The 19195-nt window shown below is 67.6% G+C and carries 22 protein-coding genes; 14 read left to right on the top strand and 8 right to left on the bottom strand.

The features are described from left to right. Nucleotides 1-893, bottom strand: an 893-nt coding sequence (locus VGP60_RS38700) for a magnesium and cobalt transport protein CorA (RefSeq protein ID WP_327553188.1), incomplete at its 3' end; no start/stop codon positions are given. Between the two features lie 339 nt (nt 894-1232). Here VGP60_RS38700 and VGP60_RS38695 point away from each other — a divergent pair. Genes VGP60_RS38695 through VGP60_RS38685 form a run of 3 tightly spaced genes read left to right on the top strand, consistent with a single transcriptional unit; the run spans nt 1233 to nt 4503 of the window. Further along, nucleotides 1233-1736 (top strand): MaoC family dehydratase, encoded by a 504-nt coding sequence (locus VGP60_RS38695; RefSeq protein ID WP_327553187.1) that lies wholly within the window; start codon nt 1233-1235, stop codon nt 1734-1736. Nucleotides 1737-1761: 25 nt separating this feature from the next. Continuing rightward, nucleotides 1762-2856, top strand: a complete 1095-nt coding sequence (locus VGP60_RS38690; protein ID WP_327553186.1) for a DUF2332 domain-containing protein — start codon at nt 1762-1764, stop codon at nt 2854-2856. Between the two features lie 54 nt (nt 2857-2910). Further along, nucleotides 2911-4503, top strand: coding sequence for an acyl--CoA ligase family protein (locus VGP60_RS38685; RefSeq protein WP_327553185.1), 1593 nt, complete (start codon nt 2911-2913; stop codon nt 4501-4503). Nucleotides 4504-4530: 27 nt separating this feature from the next. On the opposite strand, the gene VGP60_RS38680 is transcribed toward VGP60_RS38685, so the two are convergent. Then, nucleotides 4531-4944, bottom strand: a complete 414-nt coding sequence (locus VGP60_RS38680; RefSeq protein WP_327553184.1) for an NUDIX hydrolase — start codon at nt 4942-4944, stop codon at nt 4531-4533. A 191-nt stretch (nt 4945-5135) separates the two neighbouring features. Here VGP60_RS38680 and VGP60_RS38675 point away from each other — a divergent pair, with 191 nt between their 5' ends. From VGP60_RS38675 to VGP60_RS38650, 6 genes are all read left to right on the top strand, one after another. Next, a complete protein-coding gene (locus VGP60_RS38675; RefSeq protein ID WP_327553183.1) occupies nt 5136-5300 on the top strand; it encodes a hypothetical protein in 165 nt (54 codons plus the stop codon). A 19-nt stretch (nt 5301-5319) separates the two neighbouring features. After that, nucleotides 5320-5880: a PH domain-containing protein gene (locus tag VGP60_RS38670; protein ID WP_327553182.1), complete on the top strand. Its 561-nt coding sequence runs from the start codon at nt 5320-5322 to the stop codon at nt 5878-5880. A gap of 64 nt (nt 5881-5944) precedes the next feature. Beyond that, nucleotides 5945-6808, top strand: a complete 864-nt coding sequence (locus VGP60_RS38665; RefSeq protein ID WP_414640473.1) for a PHP domain-containing protein — start codon at nt 5945-5947, stop codon at nt 6806-6808. Between the two features lie 2 nt (nt 6809-6810). Continuing rightward, nucleotides 6811-7437, top strand: coding sequence for a MarC family protein (locus tag VGP60_RS38660; RefSeq protein WP_327553180.1), 627 nt, complete (start codon nt 6811-6813; stop codon nt 7435-7437). 34 nt (nt 7438-7471) lie between these two features. Next, nucleotides 7472-8332, top strand: a complete 861-nt coding sequence (locus VGP60_RS38655; RefSeq protein WP_327553179.1) for a PD-(D/E)XK nuclease family protein — start codon at nt 7472-7474, stop codon at nt 8330-8332. A 22-nt stretch (nt 8333-8354) separates the two neighbouring features. Beyond that, on the top strand, nt 8355-8708 hold the full coding sequence (locus VGP60_RS38650; protein ID WP_327553178.1) for a hypothetical protein: 354 nt from the start codon (nt 8355-8357) through the stop codon (nt 8706-8708). A gap of 44 nt (nt 8709-8752) precedes the next feature. Here VGP60_RS38650 and VGP60_RS38645 read toward each other — a convergent pair whose 3' ends face one another. From VGP60_RS38645 to VGP60_RS38635, 3 genes are read right to left on the bottom strand one after another with little or no spacing between them, the layout of a single operon-like run. After that, nucleotides 8753-9604 carry an alpha/beta hydrolase gene (locus VGP60_RS38645; protein WP_327553177.1) on the bottom strand — a complete coding sequence of 284 codons (852 nt, stop codon included), beginning with the start codon at nt 9602-9604 and terminating at the stop codon, nt 8753-8755. A 9-nt stretch (nt 9605-9613) separates the two neighbouring features. After that, complete coding sequence (locus tag VGP60_RS38640; protein WP_327553176.1) at nt 9614-10966, bottom strand: hypothetical protein; 1353 nt, start codon at nt 10964-10966, stop codon at nt 9614-9616. 36 nt (nt 10967-11002) lie between these two features. After that, the gene (locus tag VGP60_RS38635; protein ID WP_327553175.1) at nt 11003-12784 is read right to left on the bottom strand and encodes a DEAD/DEAH box helicase; all 1782 of its coding nucleotides are present in this window, start codon (nt 12782-12784) and stop codon (nt 11003-11005) included. Nucleotides 12785-13084: 300 nt separating this feature from the next. Here VGP60_RS38635 and VGP60_RS38630 point away from each other — a divergent pair, with 300 nt between their 5' ends. The 3 genes from VGP60_RS38630 to VGP60_RS38620 all read left to right on the top strand — a co-directional run bounded on the left by VGP60_RS38630 (nt 13085) and on the right by VGP60_RS38620 (nt 15451). Further along, the gene (locus VGP60_RS38630; protein WP_327553174.1) at nt 13085-13738 is read left to right on the top strand and encodes a ferritin-like fold-containing protein; all 654 of its coding nucleotides are present in this window, start codon (nt 13085-13087) and stop codon (nt 13736-13738) included. A 100-nt stretch (nt 13739-13838) separates the two neighbouring features. Beyond that, a complete protein-coding gene (locus VGP60_RS38625; RefSeq protein WP_327553173.1) occupies nt 13839-14069 on the top strand; it encodes a DUF3107 domain-containing protein in 231 nt (76 codons plus the stop codon). 122 nt (nt 14070-14191) lie between these two features. Further along, nucleotides 14192-15451, top strand: coding sequence for a DUF418 domain-containing protein (locus VGP60_RS38620; protein WP_327553172.1), 1260 nt, complete (start codon nt 14192-14194; stop codon nt 15449-15451). Nucleotides 15452-15544: 93 nt separating this feature from the next. Here the strand turns inward: VGP60_RS38620 and VGP60_RS38615 are convergent, their stop codons facing one another. Continuing rightward, complete coding sequence (locus VGP60_RS38615; RefSeq protein WP_327553171.1) at nt 15545-15862, bottom strand: DUF4873 domain-containing protein; 318 nt, start codon at nt 15860-15862, stop codon at nt 15545-15547. A gap of 16 nt (nt 15863-15878) precedes the next feature. Next, a complete protein-coding gene (locus VGP60_RS38610; RefSeq protein WP_327553170.1) occupies nt 15879-16658 on the bottom strand; it encodes a TetR/AcrR family transcriptional regulator in 780 nt (259 codons plus the stop codon). Between the two features lie 64 nt (nt 16659-16722). Between VGP60_RS38610 and VGP60_RS38605 the strand changes: the two genes are divergently transcribed. Further along, complete coding sequence (locus VGP60_RS38605; RefSeq protein ID WP_327553169.1) at nt 16723-17628, top strand: diiron oxygenase; 906 nt, start codon at nt 16723-16725, stop codon at nt 17626-17628. A gap of 1 nt (nt 17629) precedes the next feature. Continuing rightward, on the top strand, nt 17630-18556 hold the full coding sequence (locus tag VGP60_RS38600) for an alpha/beta hydrolase (protein WP_327553168.1): 927 nt from the start codon (nt 17630-17632) through the stop codon (nt 18554-18556). On the opposite strand, the gene VGP60_RS38595 is transcribed toward VGP60_RS38600, so the two are convergent. Then, complete coding sequence (locus VGP60_RS38595; RefSeq protein WP_327553167.1) at nt 18553-19176, bottom strand: TetR/AcrR family transcriptional regulator; 624 nt, start codon at nt 19174-19176, stop codon at nt 18553-18555. The genes VGP60_RS38600 and VGP60_RS38595 overlap by 4 nt on opposite strands. Nucleotides 19177-19195 lie beyond the last annotated feature (19 nt).

Genomic DNA, 19195 nt, shown 5'->3' with positions numbered 1-19195 from the left:
AGCGTGATCTTCGCCAGCGTCGCGTCGACCAGGGTGGTGAGCAGTTCGTCGAAGTTGACGACCCGCTCCGAGACGGTCGCGAGGTGGTCGTCGACGTCCCGGAAGTACGACCTGACCTCGTCGGGGACGAGCCGCGTATAGCCCTCGGCGAGCCGCTGCAACGGCGTCTTGAGCGGCATGACCGCGCGCCGCAGTTCCAGCACCTCGCGCTTCATGAAGTAGATCTGCTCGGCGCTCACCTGGGAACGCGGTGCGAAGACCTGCGTCTCCATCTCGTCGATGTCCGACTCGATGCGCATGGTGACGTCGAGGTAGTGGTCTACGACGTGGTCGGCGATGGCGTGCAGCACCGCGGACGGGCCGAGCGCGAGCCGCTCCGGCTCTTCGTCGAGGTCCTGGCGCAGCCGGGCGAGCCCGGAGTGGTTCCCGTGCCGGACGGTGATGGCGAAGTCGCGGCCGAGGAACACCATCAGTTCACCGGTCTCGACGATCTCGTTCGCCGTGGTCGGCGACTCGTGCTCGACGTACCGGACGGTCTTGAGCACCATGAAGAGCGTGTCGTCGTAGCGCTCCAGCTTGGGGCGCTGATGCGCTTCGAGCGCGTCCTCGACGGCGAGTTCGTGCAGCCCGAAGGTCTCGGCGATGCCCTGGATCTGCGTGGCGTCCGGCTCGTGCAGGCCGATCCAGACGAATCCCTCGCGGCGCTTGCGGACCTCTTTGATCGCCTCGGTGTGCGTCCAGCGGCCGGGCAGGCGCGTGCCATCCACATAGACCGCGCAGTCGACGACGTAATGCGACAGCGGGATCGGGATCTGGTGCTCGACGCCGCCGGTGCCTTTGGCGCGGCCGTTGGCCCGGCCTCTGAGGCCGCCGAGTGAAGGAATGACAGGCATGGGATCTCCTGGACTGATCGTCGTGCGTAATCGTGCGCAAGGACGACGTGCCGGGAGGGAGGGGACTCCGCTCCGGGCACTACCAGCGTTCCCGGACCGCTCAGGCCTACCCGCGAGAGGTAGGGCCGGCTGACTTGGTGGGAACGCTGGGACTACTAGGAAGCGGACTATCGCCACTATTCATCTTGAGTTCCTCACCTCCTCCGGCCGACGTACCACCCGTGTTCACAGAGTGGCGATGCTCGCGTTGACGCGCGAGTACCAATGGTTGAGGGTACTCCTCAAGTAAGTACGGCCGTCCTTCAGGCTGGCGCGGCTCGACGTAATCAGGAGGAATCGGTGCAGTTCGGGCGTTACTACGAAGAGTTCGAGGTCGGCGCGGTCTACAAGCACTGGCCGGGAAAAACGGTCACCGAGTACGACGACCATCTCTTCTGCCTGATCACGATGAACCACCACCCGCTGCACCTGGATTCGCATTTCGCCGGGGAGACCACCGAGTTCGGCAAGAACGTCGTGGTCGGCAACTACGTCTACTCGCTGCTGCTCGGCATGTCCGTGCCGGACGTCTCCGGCAAGGCGATCGCGAACCTCGAGGTCGAGTCGCTCAAGCACGTCAAGCCGACGTTCCACGGCGACACGATCTACGGCGAGACAGAGGTACTGGACAAGACGCCGTCGAAGTCGAAGGACGATCGCGGGGTCGTCTACGTGGAGACCCGCGGTTACAAGCAGGACGGCACGATCGTGTGTGTTTTCCGGCGCAAGGTGATGGTGCCGAAGCAGTCGTACGGGGATTCCCGCGGTGGCGAACAGCCTGGCCGCCCGATCCCGCACGCCTGAGAAACATCGAGACAGAGGCGGGCAAGTGGGGCTAGGACTCGACGAGATCAAGCGTCGGCTGCGGGTGTTCTCCGAGCAGGAGGCGGCCGGGACTTCGCCGTTGTACGAACACCTCACCGCGAAGGCCGCCGAGGACGACGAGATCGCCGGGCTGCTGACCGACGCCAAGAACGGCGAGGCGCGGGGAACGCTGCTGATGGCGACCGCGCACCGGCTCATCCAGGCCGACCCGATCCATCCGCTGTCGCGCTACTACCCGTCGCTCGGCGGGTTCGACGGCGTCGACAGCGAGACATGGCCGCTGTTCCGCGAGTTCCTGCTGAGCCGGGCCGACAAGGCCCGCGCGATCATCGCCTCGCGGTACACCCAGACCAACGAGGTCCGGCGCGCCGCGCTGCTCTATCCGGCGGTTTCGATCGCCGCGAAGGAAGCGGGCGGCAAGATCGCGCTGCTCGAGGTCGGCTGCAGTGCGGGTCTGCTGCTCGGGCTCGACAAGTTCAACTACCGCTACCAGTGCGACGGCGGCGAGCAGCTCACGGCCGGTCCGGCGAAAACGGCCGTCGGCCTGCACTGCGCGTTGGACCTGGAGCCCGGCGCGGTGGCGCCCAAGCTGCTCAAGAAGCTCGTCATCAACGGCCGCGCCGGGCTTGATCGTGCCCCTGTCGACGTCCACGACGAGGAAGAGCTGGCCTGGCTCGAAGCCTGCGTGTGGGCCGATCAGCCGGACCGGATCCGGCTGCTTCGCACGGCCGCCGCCGCGCAGGTCAAGTACTCACCGGGGCTGGTCACCGGCGACGCCGTCGACGATCTCGCCGCCACGGCCGCGTCGCTGCCCGAGGACCTGCCGCTCGTGGTCATGACCAGCCATGTGCTCACCTACCTCGGTGAACGCCGGCAGGACTTCCTCAGCGAGCTCAAGAAGCTGGCGTCGGAGCGTCCGCTGTGGTGGGTCAGCGACGAGGGCTACCAAGTCGCGCTCGAGCACGTCCTGCCCGGCCGTGACGACCTCGCCGGGAACACCGTGCTCGGCCTGGTCCGCTGGCACAACGGCGAGACCCAGGCCCGCGCGCTTGCCCGCACGGCCCCGCACGGCCAGCGTATGACCTGGCTGGCCGCGTAACCACTCCCGGGGAAGGTGTCGACACTTTCCCCGGGTTGGGGTGACGATGGCGGTATGCGCGAAGACACCTGGTTCACGCCGCTGACCCCACTCGCGTTCCTCGAGCGCTCCGCGGAGGTGTTCCCGGAGAAGACGGCGATCGTCTACGGGGACCGGCGGATCACTTACCGCGACTTCGCGGCCGAGGCGACCCGCCTGGCCAGCGCCTTGAAGGCGAGCGGCGTCGAGCCGGGGGACCGGGTGGCGTACCTGCTGCCGAACATCCCGGAAACGCTCGTCGCACATTTCGGCGTGCCACTCGCGGGCGCGGTGCTGGTCGCTGTCAACACCCGGCTCGCGGCCGCGGAGATCCGCCAGATCCTGGCGCACTCCGGCGCGAAACTGCTGGTCGTCGACTCCGCGCTGCACGGGTCGGTCGCGCCGGACGTGGACGTCGAGATCGTCACGGTCACCGATCCCGCTTCGGGCGCGACTTCGGCCAGGGGCATCGCGTATGAGGAGCTGCTGGCACGCGGCAGTGACGAACCGCTGCCCTGGAGCGTCGACGACGAGCGTTCGACGATCTCGATCAACTACACCTCCGGCACCACGGGCAAGCCCAAGGGCGTGATGTACCACCACCGCGGCGCCTATCTGAACTCGCTGGCGGAGATCATCCACTCGGGTCACACCACGGAGTCGCGCTACCTCTGGACGTTGCCGATGTTCCACTGCAACGGCTGGTGCACGACCTGGGCGGTGACGGCGATCGGCGGCACGCACGTATGCCTGCGCGCGGTCGACGCGGCCGAGATCTGGCGGCTGCTGGAGGCCGAGCGGATCACCCATCTCAACGGCGCGCCGACCGTGCTGGTGGCCATCTCCAACCACGAAGGCGCCCGGCCGCTCGACCGCGAGGTCGTCGTGACCACCGCGGGCGCGCCGCCCAGCCCGACGGTCATCAAGCGCATGTCCGCGCTCGGCGCCAGGCTCGTGCACGTCTACGGGCTCACCGAGACCTACGGGCCCTACACCGTCTGCGAGTACCAGGAGGGCTGGTTCAGGCTCGACATCGAGGCGCGCAGCAAGCTGCTGGCCAGGCAAGGCGTCGGGATGATCGTGTCCGACGGCGTACGTGTTGTCGACGAGCAGATGAACGATGTCCCAAGAGATGGAACGACCATGGGCGAGGTCGTGATGCGCGGCAACAACGTCATGTCGGGCTATTTCGCTGACCCAGAAGCGACTCAGGCCGCCTTCCGCGGCGGCTGGTTCCACTCCGGCGATCTCGGCGTCCAGCATGTGGACGGTTACGTCGAGTTACGCGATCGCGCGAAGGACATCATAGTGTCGGGTGGCGAGAACATCTCGACGATCGAGGTCGAGGCCGCCCTCGACTCCCACCCGGCGGTGCTCGAGGTCGCCGTCGTCGGCGTGCCCGACGACAAATGGGGTGAACGGCCCAAGGCGTACGTCGTGCTGCGGCCGGGGGAGTCCGTGGACAAGGAAGCACTGCTCACTCATGTACGCGGCCTGATCGCCCACTACAAGGTGCCGGACTCGGTCGAATTCTTGACCGAACTGCCGAAGACCTCGACCGGGAAAATACAGAAGTTCACGCTCCGGGAGCGCGACTGGGCCGGTCGGGAAAGTCGGGTCCAAGGCTGAGGGGCACTGGGCGGCCGCTGTCCGGTTTCAGCTTCGCGGGAGCACTTTCCAGTTGCTCAGCGTAGTCATCAGGTTGTCGACAAGACCGCTGATCTGGTCCAGTTGCGAGAAGTCCGCGGCGTCGGCCCAGCGGACCTCGGTGGCGTCGTCGCCGGCTTTCAGGGTGCCGCCGGCGAGGGTGCAGACGTAGTCGTTGATCGCGAACGGGCCGATGGTGACCGAACCGGCCAGTGTGCCCGGAATCACGTCGAGGCCCGTTTCCTCGAATATCTCCCTCACCACGGCCTCTTTGTCGGTTTCGCCCGGTTCTACCCGGCCACCGGGTACCGACCAGAGTCCACGACCGGGTTCATTACCGCGCTTGATGAGCAATAGGCGGCCGGCGGCGTCGTGCACGATCCCGCCGACGCAACGCACAGTGCCCGGCACTGGAGAAGACATGGGCCGAATGCTAACCGGAAGCGAGTTGACCATCATCGTCCTGTACACAGAGAGTAGCCGTGCGATACACTCATGACCGCCCACTGACCCAAGCGCGGGACATTCCTCCCACACTTGACCGCAGTGCGGTACAAAGTGAATTGTCAGGTTGACCGCCAGTTTCAGGAACGCAGAGACGGGGATTGATCGCTGTGAACGCGAAAAAGCTTGCGACATTCGCTGGTATCGCGTTGGTTCTCTTCTTCGTGATCGCCCAGCCCGGTCAAGCAGCGGGCTTGGTGACCAACGCGGTCACGTTCCTGCGAAGTGCGGCCGAATCGGTCATTACTTTCGTCAGCAACGTCTTTACAGGCTAGCGACCGGTTAACCTGAGGTATGTTCGCGCCGCGCGATCCCGACGAGTATCTGCTCGACACCGAACGACGGGTCATCCGTATCCGCCGTCACTGGGCCGTGCTGCTCTGGGACACCTTTGAAGCCGCCGCCCTGCTCGCGATCTGCGTGCTGGTGTCGTACCTGCTACCGCCGTCGATGTGGGTGGTGCAGAACATCCTCTGGTACGCGGCGCTTCTGGTCGTCCTCCGCTTCGCTTACACGGTGATGGAGTGGTGGGTCGAGCGGCTGGTCGTGACGAACAAGCGGTTCGTCATGACCACCGGTGTGTTCACCAACAAAGTGCTGATGATGCCGATCACGAAGGTCACCGACCTCACCTTCGAACGCACCGCGACCGGCCGGATGATGGGCTACGGCACGATCGTGGTCGAGTCCGCCGGGCAGATCCAGGCGTTGAACAAGATCGACTATCTCCCGCAGCCCGAAGAGTTCTTCGACACGATTTCGGAGCTCGTTTTCGGTGACAAGGAGAAGCAGGCGGAACGCTTCTCGATGATCAAGGCGCAGCGCGCCGCGCGGGGCAAGAAGGCCCTGCGCTAGCGGTTCGGCGTTCGTGCTGGTACCGGGGTCGCTGTGATCTGGCGCATCGTCCAGAATGCACCTAATGCGCATCGATCTGCACGCCCACTCCAACGCCTCCGACGGGACGGACTCTCCCGCCGAGCTGGTGGACGCCGCCGCACGGGCCGGCCTAGACGTCGTCGCGATCACTGATCACGACACCACTGCCGGCTGGGAGCAGGCCGCCAAGGCGCTGCGGCCAGGGCAAACACTGGTGCCGGGCGCCGAGTTGTCCACGGTGTCGGTCGATCCGCGTACCGGGCGGCACGTCAGCGTCCACCTGCTCGCGTACCTCTTCGACTCGACGTCGGTGGCACTCGTGGCCGAGCAGAGCCGGTTGCGGGCCGAGCGGCGTACGCGGTTGCGCGGCATGGCCGAACGGATGGCCGCCGACGGCCTGCCCATCGATCCAGACGAGGTCATGGCCTCGCTGCCCGCCGACGCACCGGCCGGGCGCCCGCATCTCGCGCAGGCGCTGGTCCGGGCGGGCAAGGTCGTCGACGTCAACCAGGCGTTCGCGGAGTACCTCGGCAACGGGCGCGGGTACTACCTGCCGCGGCAGGACACCCCGGTCGAAACCGCGATAGACATGATCACCGACGCCGGTGGCGTGACGGTGATGGCGCACCCGTTCGCCCGTTCCCGTGGCGCGACGATCACCCCCGAGGTGCTGGTGGAACTCGCCGCGCACGGGCTGACCGGGGTCGAGGTCGACCACCCGAACCACGACGAGGCGACGCGCGCCGAAGTCCGCGGCCTCGCCGACGAGCTCGGCTTGGTGCGCACCGGTTCGAGCGATTACCACGGCACGAACAAGACCATCGCGATCGGCGCGGAGACCACTGATCCCGCGCAGTTCGAAGCCCTCGTCGCGCGCGCCACCGGCAGCCCGCTCGTGGTGGGCTGACAGTGGCGATCCAGGACTTCTTCGACGCCAAGCTGTTCATGAGCGCGACGATCACCCTCGTCGTCATCATGGACCCGCCCGGCACGGTTCCGGTGTTCCTGAGCCTCGTGGGCCGCAAGCCGGTGGCGGTGCGCGCGCGGGCGGCGCGGCAGGCGGTGCTCGTCTCGCTGCTGGTGATCAGCCTGTTCGCGGTCGCCGGGCAGGCGATCCTCGCGTACCTCGGCATCGGGATCCCCGCGCTGCAGGGCGCGGGCGGGTTGCTGCTGCTCCTGATCGCGCTGCAACTGCTGACCGGATCCGCCGGTACCGAAGCCGAGGCGACCGACGGCGTCAACGTCGCACTGGTCCCGCTCGGGACTCCGCTGCTGGCCGGACCGGGTGCCATCGCCGCGACCATCGTGTTCGTGCGGCAGGCCGACGGTCACGCAGGCGCGTACGTCGCGCTGGCATTGGCGATCGTCACCGTGCACTTCGTGCTTTACACCTGCATGCGCTACTCCGGCGTCGTCATCCGCCTGATCAAGGAAAGCGGTATCACGTTGCTGGCGAAGATCGCGGGCCTCCTGCTCGCCGCCATCGCCGTCGAACTCGTCGCCAACTCCGTCCGGGGTTTCGTCGCCGGCGGCTGAATTACTGTCGGTGGTGCTGCGTAGCGTGTACGGCATGTCGCAGATCGGGTTCGACTTCGGCGTCGAACAGCCCCGCAAGCTCGTCAAGGTGTCGCCCGCGCGGTTGGCCACCTTCGAGGGCTGTGCGCGTCGCTACCGCATGACGTACCTGGACCGGCCTTCCCCGCGGCGGACCGGTCCGTGGGCGCACAGCACGCTGGGCGCGGTGGTACACAACGCTTTGCGGGCACTGTTCGACCTGCCCGCGGCGAAAAGGTCACCGCAGCGGGCGGCGGTGCTCGTCGTCGAGCACTGGAAGGACGCGGGATTCGCGGATTCGGTGCAGGCCGGCACTTATCGCGGCCGGGCGAAGCGCTGGGTCAGCGAGTACGTCGAACGGCACGACGTCAGCATGGAGCCGATCGGTATCGAGCGCTGGGTTTCCGCGCCGATCAGCGCCGACCCGGCCGCCAAACCGTCGGTCATCATCGAAGGCCGGGCCGACCGCATCGACGAGCGGGAAGGCGCACTGGTCATCGTCGACTACAAAACCGGCCGCCGCACCCCCGACGAATACGAGTCGCGCAGCTCGCAGGCTTTGGCGCTGTACGCGCTCGCGGCGTCGCGCACGCTGCGGAAGCCTTGCCACACAGTCGAATTGCACCATTTGCCCAGCGGGACCATCGCCGCCGCCGAGCACACCGACGAGAGTTTGCGCCGCCAATTGAGGCGCGCGGAGGAGACCGCCGAGGATCTCCGGCTGGCAGCGGATACCCTTGCGGCAGGCGGTGACGCGGACGAGCTGTTCCCCGTGAACACCGGAAAGCACTGCTCCTGGTGCGATTTCCGGCCCAGCTGCGCCGAAGGCCAGCAGGCCGCGCCGCCCATGCAGCCATGGGATCTTTTGGCCCCCTGAAAAGGATTGGACGCGAAGGGCTTTGTCATCGGACACCGAAGAACTCGGGACCGTTCCCTTGCCGACCCCGGGTGAGAACCCGGCAGGCGAGGACCGGAAACGCGTCCGCGGTCGCCGTTGGCGAGGCCTGACGGGCTCGTTCGCCGCGGGCTTGGTCGTGCTCGCCGTCGTCGTCCTGGGTTCCGGCGTGTACGCGCTGAGCACCGGCGCTCCCGGACCCGGACCGCTGATGCTGATCGGTCACCCGATCGGTGCGATTTTGGCTTTGTCGGCGCAGTGGGTGGCGGACCGGAAGACGGGTGTCGTCGCCGTGGCCGGTGGTGCCGCCGTCCTGGCGCTCACCGTCGCCACCGTCTGGACCCTCTGGCTGCTCTAGCCCATCCCGCCATCTGTCGACAGATGGCGATATCTCAGCAGGGCTTACAGCCACGGGCGCCAGGTGGCGAGGAGGGTCTCGAGCAGGGCGGCCGGGTTTTCGGTGTTCGGCGAGTGCGCGGCGCCGGGGATCAGGGCGAACGGCGCGTTCAGGCGCCGGGCCATGGCCCGCTGGTCCGGCACGCTCCACGCGTCGTCGTGCTCACCGGCGACGACGGCGTACGGCAGGCTGAGCTCACGTAGTTCGTCGACGAGGTCCGGCTCGGTTCGCAGGCCTTGCGCCATCCCGAGCAGCCCGGCGGCGCTGGACGCGACGAACCGGGCGCGGAAGAAGGCCTTCAGTTCGGCGGGAAGCGCCACCCAGCCGGGAAAACGGGCGCTGAGCGACTCTCGAATGTCGTAGGCGGCGACGATGCCGTTCTCCCGCAGCAGCGGTTCCCCGATCTGCAACGCGTTGAGCCGCAGCCCGTCCGGCAGGTGCCGGGGACCGCTGTCCATCAGCGTCAGCCCGGCGACGGGCGCACCGGCGAGCACCGCGCCTCGCGCGACCAGGCCGCCGTAGGAATGGCCGAGCAGTACGACCGGGCGTTCGTCGGCGAGCTGAGTGACGACGTCGGCGACGATTTTGCCCAATATCGCGGGAAGGTAGGCGAACTCGTCGTCGGGACCCGGCGATTCGTACTGGCCGGGCAGGTCGATGGCGACGGTTTCGAAACCGCCCGCGGCCAAACCGTCCAGCAGTGGGGCGAAATCTTCCTTCGATCCGGTGTAACCGGGAACCAGCAAGGCGACTGCGCCCGCCGCCCGAGTGGTCCGCAGCGCGGCGATCGGGCCGTACGGGCCGCGCAGCTCGACACGCGCCGCCCCGTGCGCTGACAACTGCGAAGGGAGGCTCATACGTCTGTTCTACCTGAGTGCGGCCAGTGTGTCGCCGCGTTGTTCCAGCAGTACCGGGCCGATGGTGCCGAGTTGTACCGGACCGGCGTAGCCGCGTCTGTCGACGCCGATCGTCCGGATGGTCGAACCGTCTTCCTCGTTCAGCACGGCCAGGCCGCCCTTGATCGGGATCACCAGCTGGTTCGCGAAGGTGATGCCCGGCCCGGCGGCGCTGTCCAGCGTCCACTTCGGGGTCAGGTCCTCGATCGAGAGCGCAAGCGTTTTCGTGCCGGTGAACCAGTACACCGCGGACCCGGTGACGGACGTCGTTTCGACGCCGCCCGGCGGATCCTCGGCGAGATCGGAGGCCGGGAGGTCGAGCGGGTACGCGGCCCGCTCGGTGCCGTCGATGCCGTAGACGACCAGCAGTTTCTGCTCGGGAAGCGCTATCGCGGTGGACTCGCCTGCCATCGCCACGAGCTTCGCCGAGCGCCCGGCCAGCACGGCACTGAACAGCGGTTTCGGCTCGTCGGCCTCGCCGCCCGAGGACTTGTAGACGGTCAGCCTGTCGCCGTCGTCGCCGGGGCAGCGTTCGATCACGCCGACGTTGCCGGAGGCCGCCGCGACAGACCCGAAGGTGCAGCCCGTCCGCGGCTGGGCGTTCGGCTTCACCAGCGTCCGGACTTCGCCGTATTCCATGCTTTTCACGAGGTCGTCACGCCACGAGTTGAGCAGCTTCTTGCCGGTGGTCGTCACGTGCGAACCGTCGCTGACCAGCCGGGTGCCGAGTTCCGCGTCGCCGTTGCGCTGCGCGGTGCGGCGGCCGGTGGCCGGGTCGAGCTGGGTCACTTCGCTGCAGCCGCTGAGACCGTCGACCCCGTCGTGGCGGTAGACCGTGTTCACCTTCGACCACGCCGCCGCGACCGTGCAGAGCTGCAGGTCACGGCTGTACTTCCAGCGGATCTGGCCGGTGATCGGGTCGCGCCCGGCGACTTCGCCGCCGTCCGCCGTCACCACGGTGTTGGCCTCCGCGATCGGGACCGGCGCGGCCGCGCTGCGGGCCTGCCAGATTTCGGCGAGGGACCCCGGCACCACATCGGGTGCCGGGGGCACATCAGGACCGGCGACGGCTACGTCGCTCGTGGTCGCCCTCGTGTCGCTGGTCGCCCAGACGAGTGAACCCGCGAGCAGGAACGCCACCGTGATGACCCCGGCGAGCACCTTGTCCCGCTTGCGGTTCCAAGGTGACGACCGGGGCTTCGATGTCGCGGCGTGCTTCGTCACCGGCCCTTGCGGGGGGTTGGCGAGCACGTCCTCGACACCGAAGCTCGTCTCCGAGCCCGCTTCCAGGCGATGGCGTCCACCGTCATCGGGCTCGCTCACGTGCGCTACTCCTGCGTATCGGTCGACTGTTGCCGGTCAGTCTGCCGAAGCGGGTGTATCGACACTGTTTGCCTTGGCCGAAGCCGCGCCCGACGAAGCTGTGCCCGACGAAGATGCCGAGCGGCGACGCCGGCGGCGGGCCGGACGCTCGGTGGTTTCGCCGGCCTCCTTCTCCGCGGGGCTGGTGCCTTCGGCGTTCGCGGGTCCGGCGTTCGCCGTGCCGCGGGTGCGGCGCCTGCTGCGGCTCCGCCCACCCTCGGCGGGCTGCTCGGCGGGCGTGGAGCCGTTCGTCGAAGGAGATTCCTCGGCCTCGATCGCCGCGGCCGCGTCCGCGCCACCGCGAGTGCGCTGGCGGGGCTGACGGGACCGCGTCCGCGCCGGCTCGGCGGGCTCGGCGGCCTTGTCCTTCGGGCCGCGCCCACGGCGCTTCATGCCGAGGTCTTCTTCGTGCTCGGCGGCGAGACCGGCCCGGGTCCGCTTCGACAGCGGAAGCCTGCCGGTCGCGTCGGCCGGGATGTTCAGGTCGGTGAACAGGTGCTTCGACGACGAGTACGTCTCGACGGGCTCGGGCTGGCCGAGACCGAGGGTGTCCGAGATCAGCTTCCACCGGGGCATTTCGTCCCAGTCGACCAGCGTGATCGCGACGCCGGTCTTGCCGGCGCGGCCGGTGCGGCCGATCCGGTGGACGTAGGTCTTCTCGTCATCCGGCGTCTGGTAGTTGATCACGTGCGTGACGTCGTCCACGTCGATGCCGCGGGCGGCGACGTCGGTGGCGACCAGCACGTCGACCTTGCCGGAGCGGAACGCGCGAAGCGCCTGCTCGCGGGCACCCTGGCCGAGGTCACCGTGCACCGCGGCGGCGGCGAAACCGCGCTCCGCGAGTTCGTCGGCGACCTTCTGGGCCGTCCGCTTCGTGCGGGTGAAGATCATGGTCAGGCCACGGCCTTCGGCCCGCAGGGCGCGGGCGACGAGCTCGGGCTTGTCCATCGAGTGCGCGCGGTAGACGAACTGCGTGGTGCGCTCGTGGATGGCGCTCGCGTCGTTCTCCTCGGCCCGGATATGCGTGGGCTGGGTGAGGAACGTGCGGGCCAGCGTGATGATCGGGCCCGGCATGGTGGCGGAGAACAGCATCGTCTGCCGCTTCTCCGGGACCATCCGCAGGATGCGCTCGATATCGGGCAGGAAGCCCAGGTCGAGCATCTCGTCGGCCTCGTCGAGGACCAGGCCGCGGACCTTGCCGAGCACCAGCGCGCCGCGCTCGGCCAGGTCGAGCAGCCGTCCCGGGGTACCGATGACGACGTCGACGCCCTTGCGGAGCGCTTCGATCTGCGACTCGTACGGCCGGCCGCCGTAGATGGCGAGCGTGCTCACCTTGAGGTGCTTGCTCGCGCCCTTGAGGTCGTTCGCGACCTGGACGCACAGTTCACGCGTCGGGACCACGACGAGCACCTGCGGGGTGCCGTCGCCCGGGATCTCGAGGCGGTGCAGCAGCGGGACACCGAAGCCGAGGGTTTTGCCCATGCCGGTGCGGGCCTGGCCGATGAGGTCGTCGCCGGCCATGGCCAGCGGCAGTGTCAGCGCCTGGATGGCGAAGGTGCGTTCGATACCGGCCTCGGCGAGCGACCGGACGATTTCCGGGCGCACTCCGAATTCGGAGAACAGGGGGGATTCGGCCTCGACCGGGGCCCCCGCCTGAAGCGGGTGGGCGTCGACGTCCGGAACGCCGGATTCGGCGTGTTCCAGAGCGACCGGATCGGCCTCGATGGGGGTGGTTTCGTTTTCAATCGGGCTTGCGGACAGCGTGATCGCCTCTCTCATACCAGCGCGCAAACCCGGTTTTCTTCGACACTCGACCGCGGTGGAAAGCTGATCGCGGGAATGCCGCTCGAGGCGTGCACGCACATTGTCTCCGCGCTCACGACGGCTTCCGGCTTGCGCTCCCAGCTGCGAGTGGGTACTCCGAAATCTCGCAGGGACGCCAGGTCGTGGTGCGGTGAATCCTGTCAATACGTCTCACAGTGTACCTGGTCAGGTGTTTTGCGATAGGTGTAGCCACGCCGGATGAGGTGGGATCGGTCTCCGGAGTGATTTTCAGGCCGGGCCGGATACGCTCTCGCCGTGACCGACGAGAAAGAGATAAGTGACGGCGTAGTCGACCTGCTCGGGGTGCTCGCGTACGGCGAACTTTCCGCGTTCGACCGGCTCGCGGAGGACGCGCGATCCGCGCCGACGATGTCCGGCCGGGCGGCGCTGGCGTCCATGGCCGCCGCCGAAATGGGCCACTACGACCTGCTCAGCCGCCATCTCGCCGCACACGGCAAGGTGATCGAGGAGGCGATGGACCCGTTCGTGCGCCATGTCAACGCCTTCCACGCCTCGACCGCGCCGAAGTCGTGGCTGGAATCACTCGTGAAGGCCTATGTCGGCGACGGGCTCGCCGCGGACCTCTACCGCGAGATTGCCGCCTGGCTCGACCCGGAAACCAAGGATCTGGTCCTTTCGGTCCTTTCGGACACCGGGCATTCGGCGTTCGCCGAGCGTGAGGTCGCCGCCGGGATCGCCGCGGACCGCAAGTCGCGGGACAAGCTCGCACTGTGGGGACGCCGCCTGCTGGGCGAGGCGCTGACCCAGGCGCAGTACGTCGTGGCCGAGCGGGACGGGCTCGCCGAGCTCATCGTCGCGGGCTCGGGCGATCTGTCGGGAATCGCGGCGCTGTTCCGGCGGTTGCAGCAGGGGCACACCAAACGGATGCAGGTGCTCGGACTCGGCTAGCCCACCGTCTCCCACCGCCACCCTCAACGGAGGCGCTGCGCGCCACTAGGCTTAATCTTTTGGTCCGTAGCTAACAAATCGATCAGGCGGAGGTTTCCACGTGGAGGTCAAGATCGGCATCAAGGACACCGCACGCGAACTCGTGGTGTCCAGTAGCCAGTCTGCCGGCGAGGTCGAGAAGCTGGTGGCCGACGCGCTGAACGCGGGCGGCGGGCTGGTTCGTCTCGACGACGAAAAGGGCCGCAAGTACCTGATCCCGACCGACCGGATCGCTTACGTCGAGATCGCGCCGACGGAGCCCCGCAAGGTCGGTTTCGCCGTCGGAAGCTAGTCCTGGGCGGTTTCAAACAGCGCTCTACGTCATAGCTCGGTCACCGTCAGCTCTCAGCCGGCTCTCAGATTCGGTCGTCACCCTGGTTGCCGGGGGATGCCGGGGGCTAGCCGAGAGACGAGGTGGACGACGTCACTGCTGTGGTGGACCGGCCGGTGCGGCCGGTCGGCGGACCTCCGAAACAGAAGACTCGCCTTACCGGCATCGACGTCGCCCGAGGGCTCGCCGTGCTCGGCATGTACGCGGTACATGTCGGGCCGGATCCGGCCATGGGCGGCGTCGATGTGCTGTTCAAGCCGTTCGAGGGCCACTCGGCGGCGTTGTTCGCGGTGCTCGCCGGGGTGTCGATAGCGCTGATGTCCGGTGGGCGCACCCCGAAGACCGGGATGGCGCAGACCAAGGTGTCGCTGCGGCTCGGCACGCGCGCACCGCTGCTCATCGCGCTCGGGCTGTGGCTGACGAACCTCGACACCGGGTACATGATCATCCTCGCCTACTACGGCGTGTGTTTCCTCTTCGCGATCCCTTGGCTCCGCTTCGGCGTGAAAGCCCTGCTGGGCGCGACTCTGGTGGCCGGTGCGGCGTTCCCGCTGGTTTCGTTCCTCATCCGCGGTGAGCTGCTCCCGCGCGGACTCAACTTCCTGCCGCCGGACGTCGACTCGGCGGAGTTCACCTCGGCCGCCGGGCTCTCGCAGTTGATCATCATCCTGCTGTTCACCGGCACGTTTCCCGCGCTGAACCTGATGACGTACATCTTCGCCGGCATGGCGATCGGCCGGATGGACCTGGGTTCGCGCAACGTGTGCCGCCGGCTGTTCTTCGGCGGGACCACGCTCGCCGTGCTGGGCTATCTGGTGTCGTGGGTGGCCACCGACCTGCTCGGCGGCAGGCAGGCCGTCTACAACTCGCTCGCCGGTGAAGCCGCACAAGCGGGGTTGAGTCCGGCGACTTTCCTGAACGAGAACGAAATCTTCATCCACGGCACCCCGCCGACGACCAGTCTCGCGTGGCAGCTGCTGCCGACAGGGAGCTCGTACACCCCGTTCGACTTCGCGATCTCGATCGGTATCGCGGCGGCCGTGATCGGCGCCTGCCAGCTGCTGATGCCCCGGTTCGAGCGGGTGCTGAGCCCGTTGGCAGACCTCGGCGGCCGCGTGCTGAGCGCGTACGTCCTGCACTTCGTGGTGATCTCGCTGATCTGGCCCGAGGGCGGACCGGAGGTGTTCAGCGTGCTGCATTTCGTGGAGTTCTCGGTGGTCGCGCTGGTCGCCGCCGTCGCGTGGCGTCGCTGGATCGGGCGCGGCCCACTGGAATGGGCCATGCACACCCTGTCGAAATGGCCGAACTACGTGCTACCCCAACGCGTCCCCGCCCGCTCGTAGACCGGTCGTGAGTGGCGACAAGTGTTCTAACACTCGTAAACACTCACGACCCCCGCGTGTGCAACTACCGCCATCTGTCGACAGATGGCGGGGTTAGGCGTCGACCTCTTCGAGGGTGGTGGGGACGTGGAAGGGCGGGGTGCTGGTGCCCATGATGCGGTAGCGGCCCCACGGGTCGGGGTCGGAGATCTCGCCCTTGGCGGAGTGGGTCGGAGTGCGGATCTCGACGGGGAGTTTCTTGCCGCCGGACAGCGTCGCGAGCTGCTCGTTCACCGTGATCCGGCCGTACCAGCGGTAGTAGCCGTCGATGGGCTGGAAGTGGCCGCGCAGGTCGACCTCGACCGGGATCTCGGTGGCCTCGACCACGAGGGTCGCCGTGCCGGTGTAGCCGTCTTCGTCGTGCTCGCTCACGTCGATCTCCTTGGGGTCAGGCGGTTTCCGGGGACTCAGCTGCCTTGTTCGCGGCGAGTTGGATGACCTTGTTCTCTTCCAGCGGCAGGCTCGGGTCGATCACGATGCCGTGCTGCCGCGTGAGGCCGTCGATGGCCGCCCAGATGATCTGCGTGAGGTATTCGACGACGCTGTCGCGGCCCATCGAGCGGCGATCCAGCCACCATTCCCCGGTGTTCTGGACCATGCCGACGATGCCGTGGGCCCAGGGTTCGGCCGCGCCGGAGTCCATGTTGAACATGCGCATGTAGTCGCCGAGCAGCGCGGTGAGCGCGGTCGCGATGACCTCTTTGTCCTCGGCGACGACGTCGGAATCCACCGGCTTGTTGTCCTGAAAGGACCCGCGCGCCAGCAGGCGGTACAGGTTGGGGTGCTCCTCGATCACGGTGAAGAACGCGTCGAGGGCCATGCGGATCCTCGGTACCGGCGCGAGTTCGGCGTTGATCGCCGGGATCAGGCGCTGGAAGAGGATCTCCGTGCCGCGTTGGCCGAGTGCCACGTAGAGGTCGGCTTTGTCGTCGAAATGCCGGTACAGCACGGGTTTCGTGACGCCCGCCTCCGCGGCGACGTCTTCCATGCCGAGGTCTGGACCATGCGTGTCCAGCGCGCGCAGGGCCGCCTCCACGAACTCCGCGCGGCGCGCGATGCGGTGCTTGCGCCACCTGTCGCGGCGGGCGTCGCCGGTGGCGGGATCGCCCGCGGAGGGGTGCTTGCTGGGCTGCTTGCTGCGCTTGACATGTTCGACCACGAGCGTCATGCTACCAGAGGTAACTGTTACCTAAGGTTACAGACACTCGTGTCCCGGAAGGTGGTTGTCGGCAATGACGCGGACGCTGAAAGAGACCGATCGCGAAAAGACCGCGGAACGCCTGCTGAAGTCGTCGGCGAACAAGTTCTACGACCCCGACGTCGACATCGACTGGGCCGCACCGCTCGTCGAGGGCAAGCATTTCATCCCGGAGGAACGGTCTTCGCTGTACAAGACCGAACTGTGGGAGAAGCTGACCCCCGAGCAGCGGATCGAACTCGGTAAGCACGAGGTCGCCAGTATCGCCACCACCGGGCTCTGGTTCGAGATCCTGCTGATGCAGATGCTGCTCAAAGAGGTCTACGACGAAGACCCGACGAGTTCGCACGCGCAATACGCCTTGACGGAGATCGCCGACGAATGCCGCCATTCGACGATGTTCGCGCGGATGGCCTCTTCGATCGGCTGCCCGGCTTACGGGCCCGTTCCGTGGCTGCGCAAACTCGCGAAACTCATGCCGACGATCAGCTACGGACCCGCCCGCTACGGCGCGATCCTGGTCGCCGAAGAGGTGCTGGACCGGTTGCAGCGTGAGCAGATGAACGATCCGAACGTCCAGCCGCTCGTGCGGATGGTGAACCGGATCCACGTGCTGGAAGAGGCGCGGCACGTCACTTTCGCGCGGGAAGAAGTCACCCGCGGAATGGCGAAGCTGTCCAAAAAGGAAATCATCTACCAGCAGTTCATCATCGCGCTGATCTCCTATTTCGTGACGCGGGCGTTCATCAATCCCGGCGTTTACAAGGCCGTCGGAATCCGGCCCAAGGAAGGCGTCGAGGCGGCGCTGAACAATCCGCACTGGCAGAACACCATCCGGTACGCCGGTGAGCGGATCATGCCGTTCCTCCAGGAGTCCGGGCTCATCGGCAAACCGGGCATGTTCTTCTGGCGCAGGTCCTTCCTGCTCCCGGCGAAATGACATGACGACTTTTCGGCGCCCGCCCGCGCCCTGGGATCCCTCGACGGCACACCGGTTCCTGACCGACGACGGCGCCGCGCTGCACGTGAACGCGACCGGGCCGGCCGACGCGCCGGTCACGCTGGTGCTCGTGCACGGCTGGACGCAGGACCACCGGACCTGGGACGGCGTGGTCGAGCGCCTGGACCCGTCGCTGCGCGTTCTGCGCTACGACCTGCGCGGACACGGTGGTTCGGCGCCCGCGAAACGCGGCACCGCGACCATCGACAGACTCGCCGACGACCTCGCCGAGCTCATCACCGCCCGCGCCCCGGAAGGCCCGCTCGTGCTCGCCGGGCATTCGATGGGCGGCATGACGATCATGAAGCTCGCCGAACGACACCCGGAGCTGGTCCGGGACCGCGTCGCCGGGGTGGCTTTCGTGGCGACGTCGTCGGGCCAGATGGACCGGATCACCTTGGGGCTGCCCGGAATCGCCGGAAACGGCGCCGCCACGTTCGAACGCCGCTTGGCGAAGATGCTCGCGCGCCAACGTCGGGACGCGTTGCCGCTGCGGCCCGCGATGGTGCGTCCGGGGGCGCGGTTCCTGGTGTTCGGGGAACATCCGCGGCGCGCGGACGTCGATTCGGTGACGGAGCAGTTGTTGTGCGCCCACCCCGCGAGTGTCGCGGGTTTCCAGGACGCGATCTCGCGGCATGACTGCCGGGTCGCGCTGGCGGCTTTGCGGGGGACGCCCGCGGTGGTGCTGGTCGGCGAGCGGGATCGGCTTTGCCCGGTGGCGCACGCCAAGGTGATCGCGGACGAGCTGCCGCACGCCGAGTTCGTCCGCTATCCGGGCGCCGGGCACATGCTCCCGCAGGAGCGTGCCGCCGAAGTCGCTACGCGCCTTCGCGCGCTAACCCGCTCCGCAAGCTTCAGCTCTCTTTAGTGAGATAACGGGAAACCGCCGCCGATGCCTCGCCAGGCGAGGTTGGCGGTGAGGGCGACGGCGTCCTCACGGCTCAGGTTCTGCTGGTGTGCCAACCAGAATCGCGCGCTCACCTGGCTGAGCCCGACGAGTCCGACGGCCAGCAGGCGCGCCTTGTCCTCGTCCAGCCCGGCGTCCGCGGTGATCGTCTCGGTGATGGCGTCCACGCTCGCCGACATCGCGCGGTCGACGGCGTCCTGCACCAGCGGTTCGCCGCGCAGATCGGACTCGAACACCATCCGGAACGCGCCGGCGTCGCCGTTCACGAAGTCGAAGAACGCCCCGACGGTCGCGGGCACGCGCTGGCGGTTGTCGTTGGTGGACGCCAGCGCTTCCTGCACGCGCCGGACGAGCTCGTCGACGTGGCTTTCCAGCAGCGCGATGTAGAGGTCGAGCTTTCCGGGGAAGTGCTGGTAGAGCACCGGTTTGCTGACGCCGGCCTCTTCGGCGATCTCGTCCATCGCGGCGGCGTGGTAGCCGTTTTCGGCGAAGACCCGTTGCGCTGCGGCCAGTAGTTGAGCCCGGCGTTCCGTCCTCGGCAGGCGCACACCTCGTGGCTGCACTCGCGCCATCTCAGTCATCTATCCTCCGATTGCGCGC

It is taken from the genome of Amycolatopsis sp. (assembly GCF_036008905.1).
GTDB lineage: Bacteria > Actinomycetota > Actinomycetes > Mycobacteriales > Pseudonocardiaceae > Amycolatopsis.
This window is presented reverse-complemented; position numbering and strand designations above follow the sequence as displayed.

Bases quoted from the DNA above. Each gene is read 5' to 3' on its own strand.
- VGP60_RS38685 (WP_327553185.1), top strand. From the start codon at position 2,911: ATGCGCGAAGACACCTGGTTCACGCCGCTGACCCCACTCGCGTTCCTC.
- VGP60_RS38680 (WP_327553184.1), bottom strand. From the start codon at position 4,944: ATGTCTTCTCCAGTGCCGGGCACTGTGCGTTGCGTCGGCGGGATCGTG.
- VGP60_RS38670 (WP_327553182.1), top strand. From the start codon at position 5,320: ATGTTCGCGCCGCGCGATCCCGACGAGTATCTGCTCGACACCGAACGA.
- VGP60_RS38665 (WP_414640473.1), top strand. From the start codon at position 5,945: ATGCGCATCGATCTGCACGCCCACTCCAACGCCTCCGACGGGACGGAC.
- VGP60_RS38655 (WP_327553179.1), top strand. From the start codon at position 7,472: ATGTCGCAGATCGGGTTCGACTTCGGCGTCGAACAGCCCCGCAAGCTC.
- VGP60_RS38645 (WP_327553177.1), bottom strand. From the start codon at position 9,604: ATGAGCCTCCCTTCGCAGTTGTCAGCGCACGGGGCGGCGCGTGTCGAG.
- VGP60_RS38635 (WP_327553175.1), bottom strand. From the start codon at position 12,784: ATGAGAGAGGCGATCACGCTGTCCGCAAGCCCGATTGAAAACGAAACC.
- VGP60_RS38610 (WP_327553170.1), bottom strand. From the start codon at position 16,658: ATGACGCTCGTGGTCGAACATGTCAAGCGCAGCAAGCAGCCCAGCAAG.
- VGP60_RS38605 (WP_327553169.1), top strand. From the start codon at position 16,723: ATGACGCGGACGCTGAAAGAGACCGATCGCGAAAAGACCGCGGAACGC.
- VGP60_RS38600 (WP_327553168.1), top strand. From the start codon at position 17,630: ATGACGACTTTTCGGCGCCCGCCCGCGCCCTGGGATCCCTCGACGGCA.
- VGP60_RS38595 (WP_327553167.1), bottom strand. From the start codon at position 19,176: ATGACTGAGATGGCGCGAGTGCAGCCACGAGGTGTGCGCCTGCCGAGG.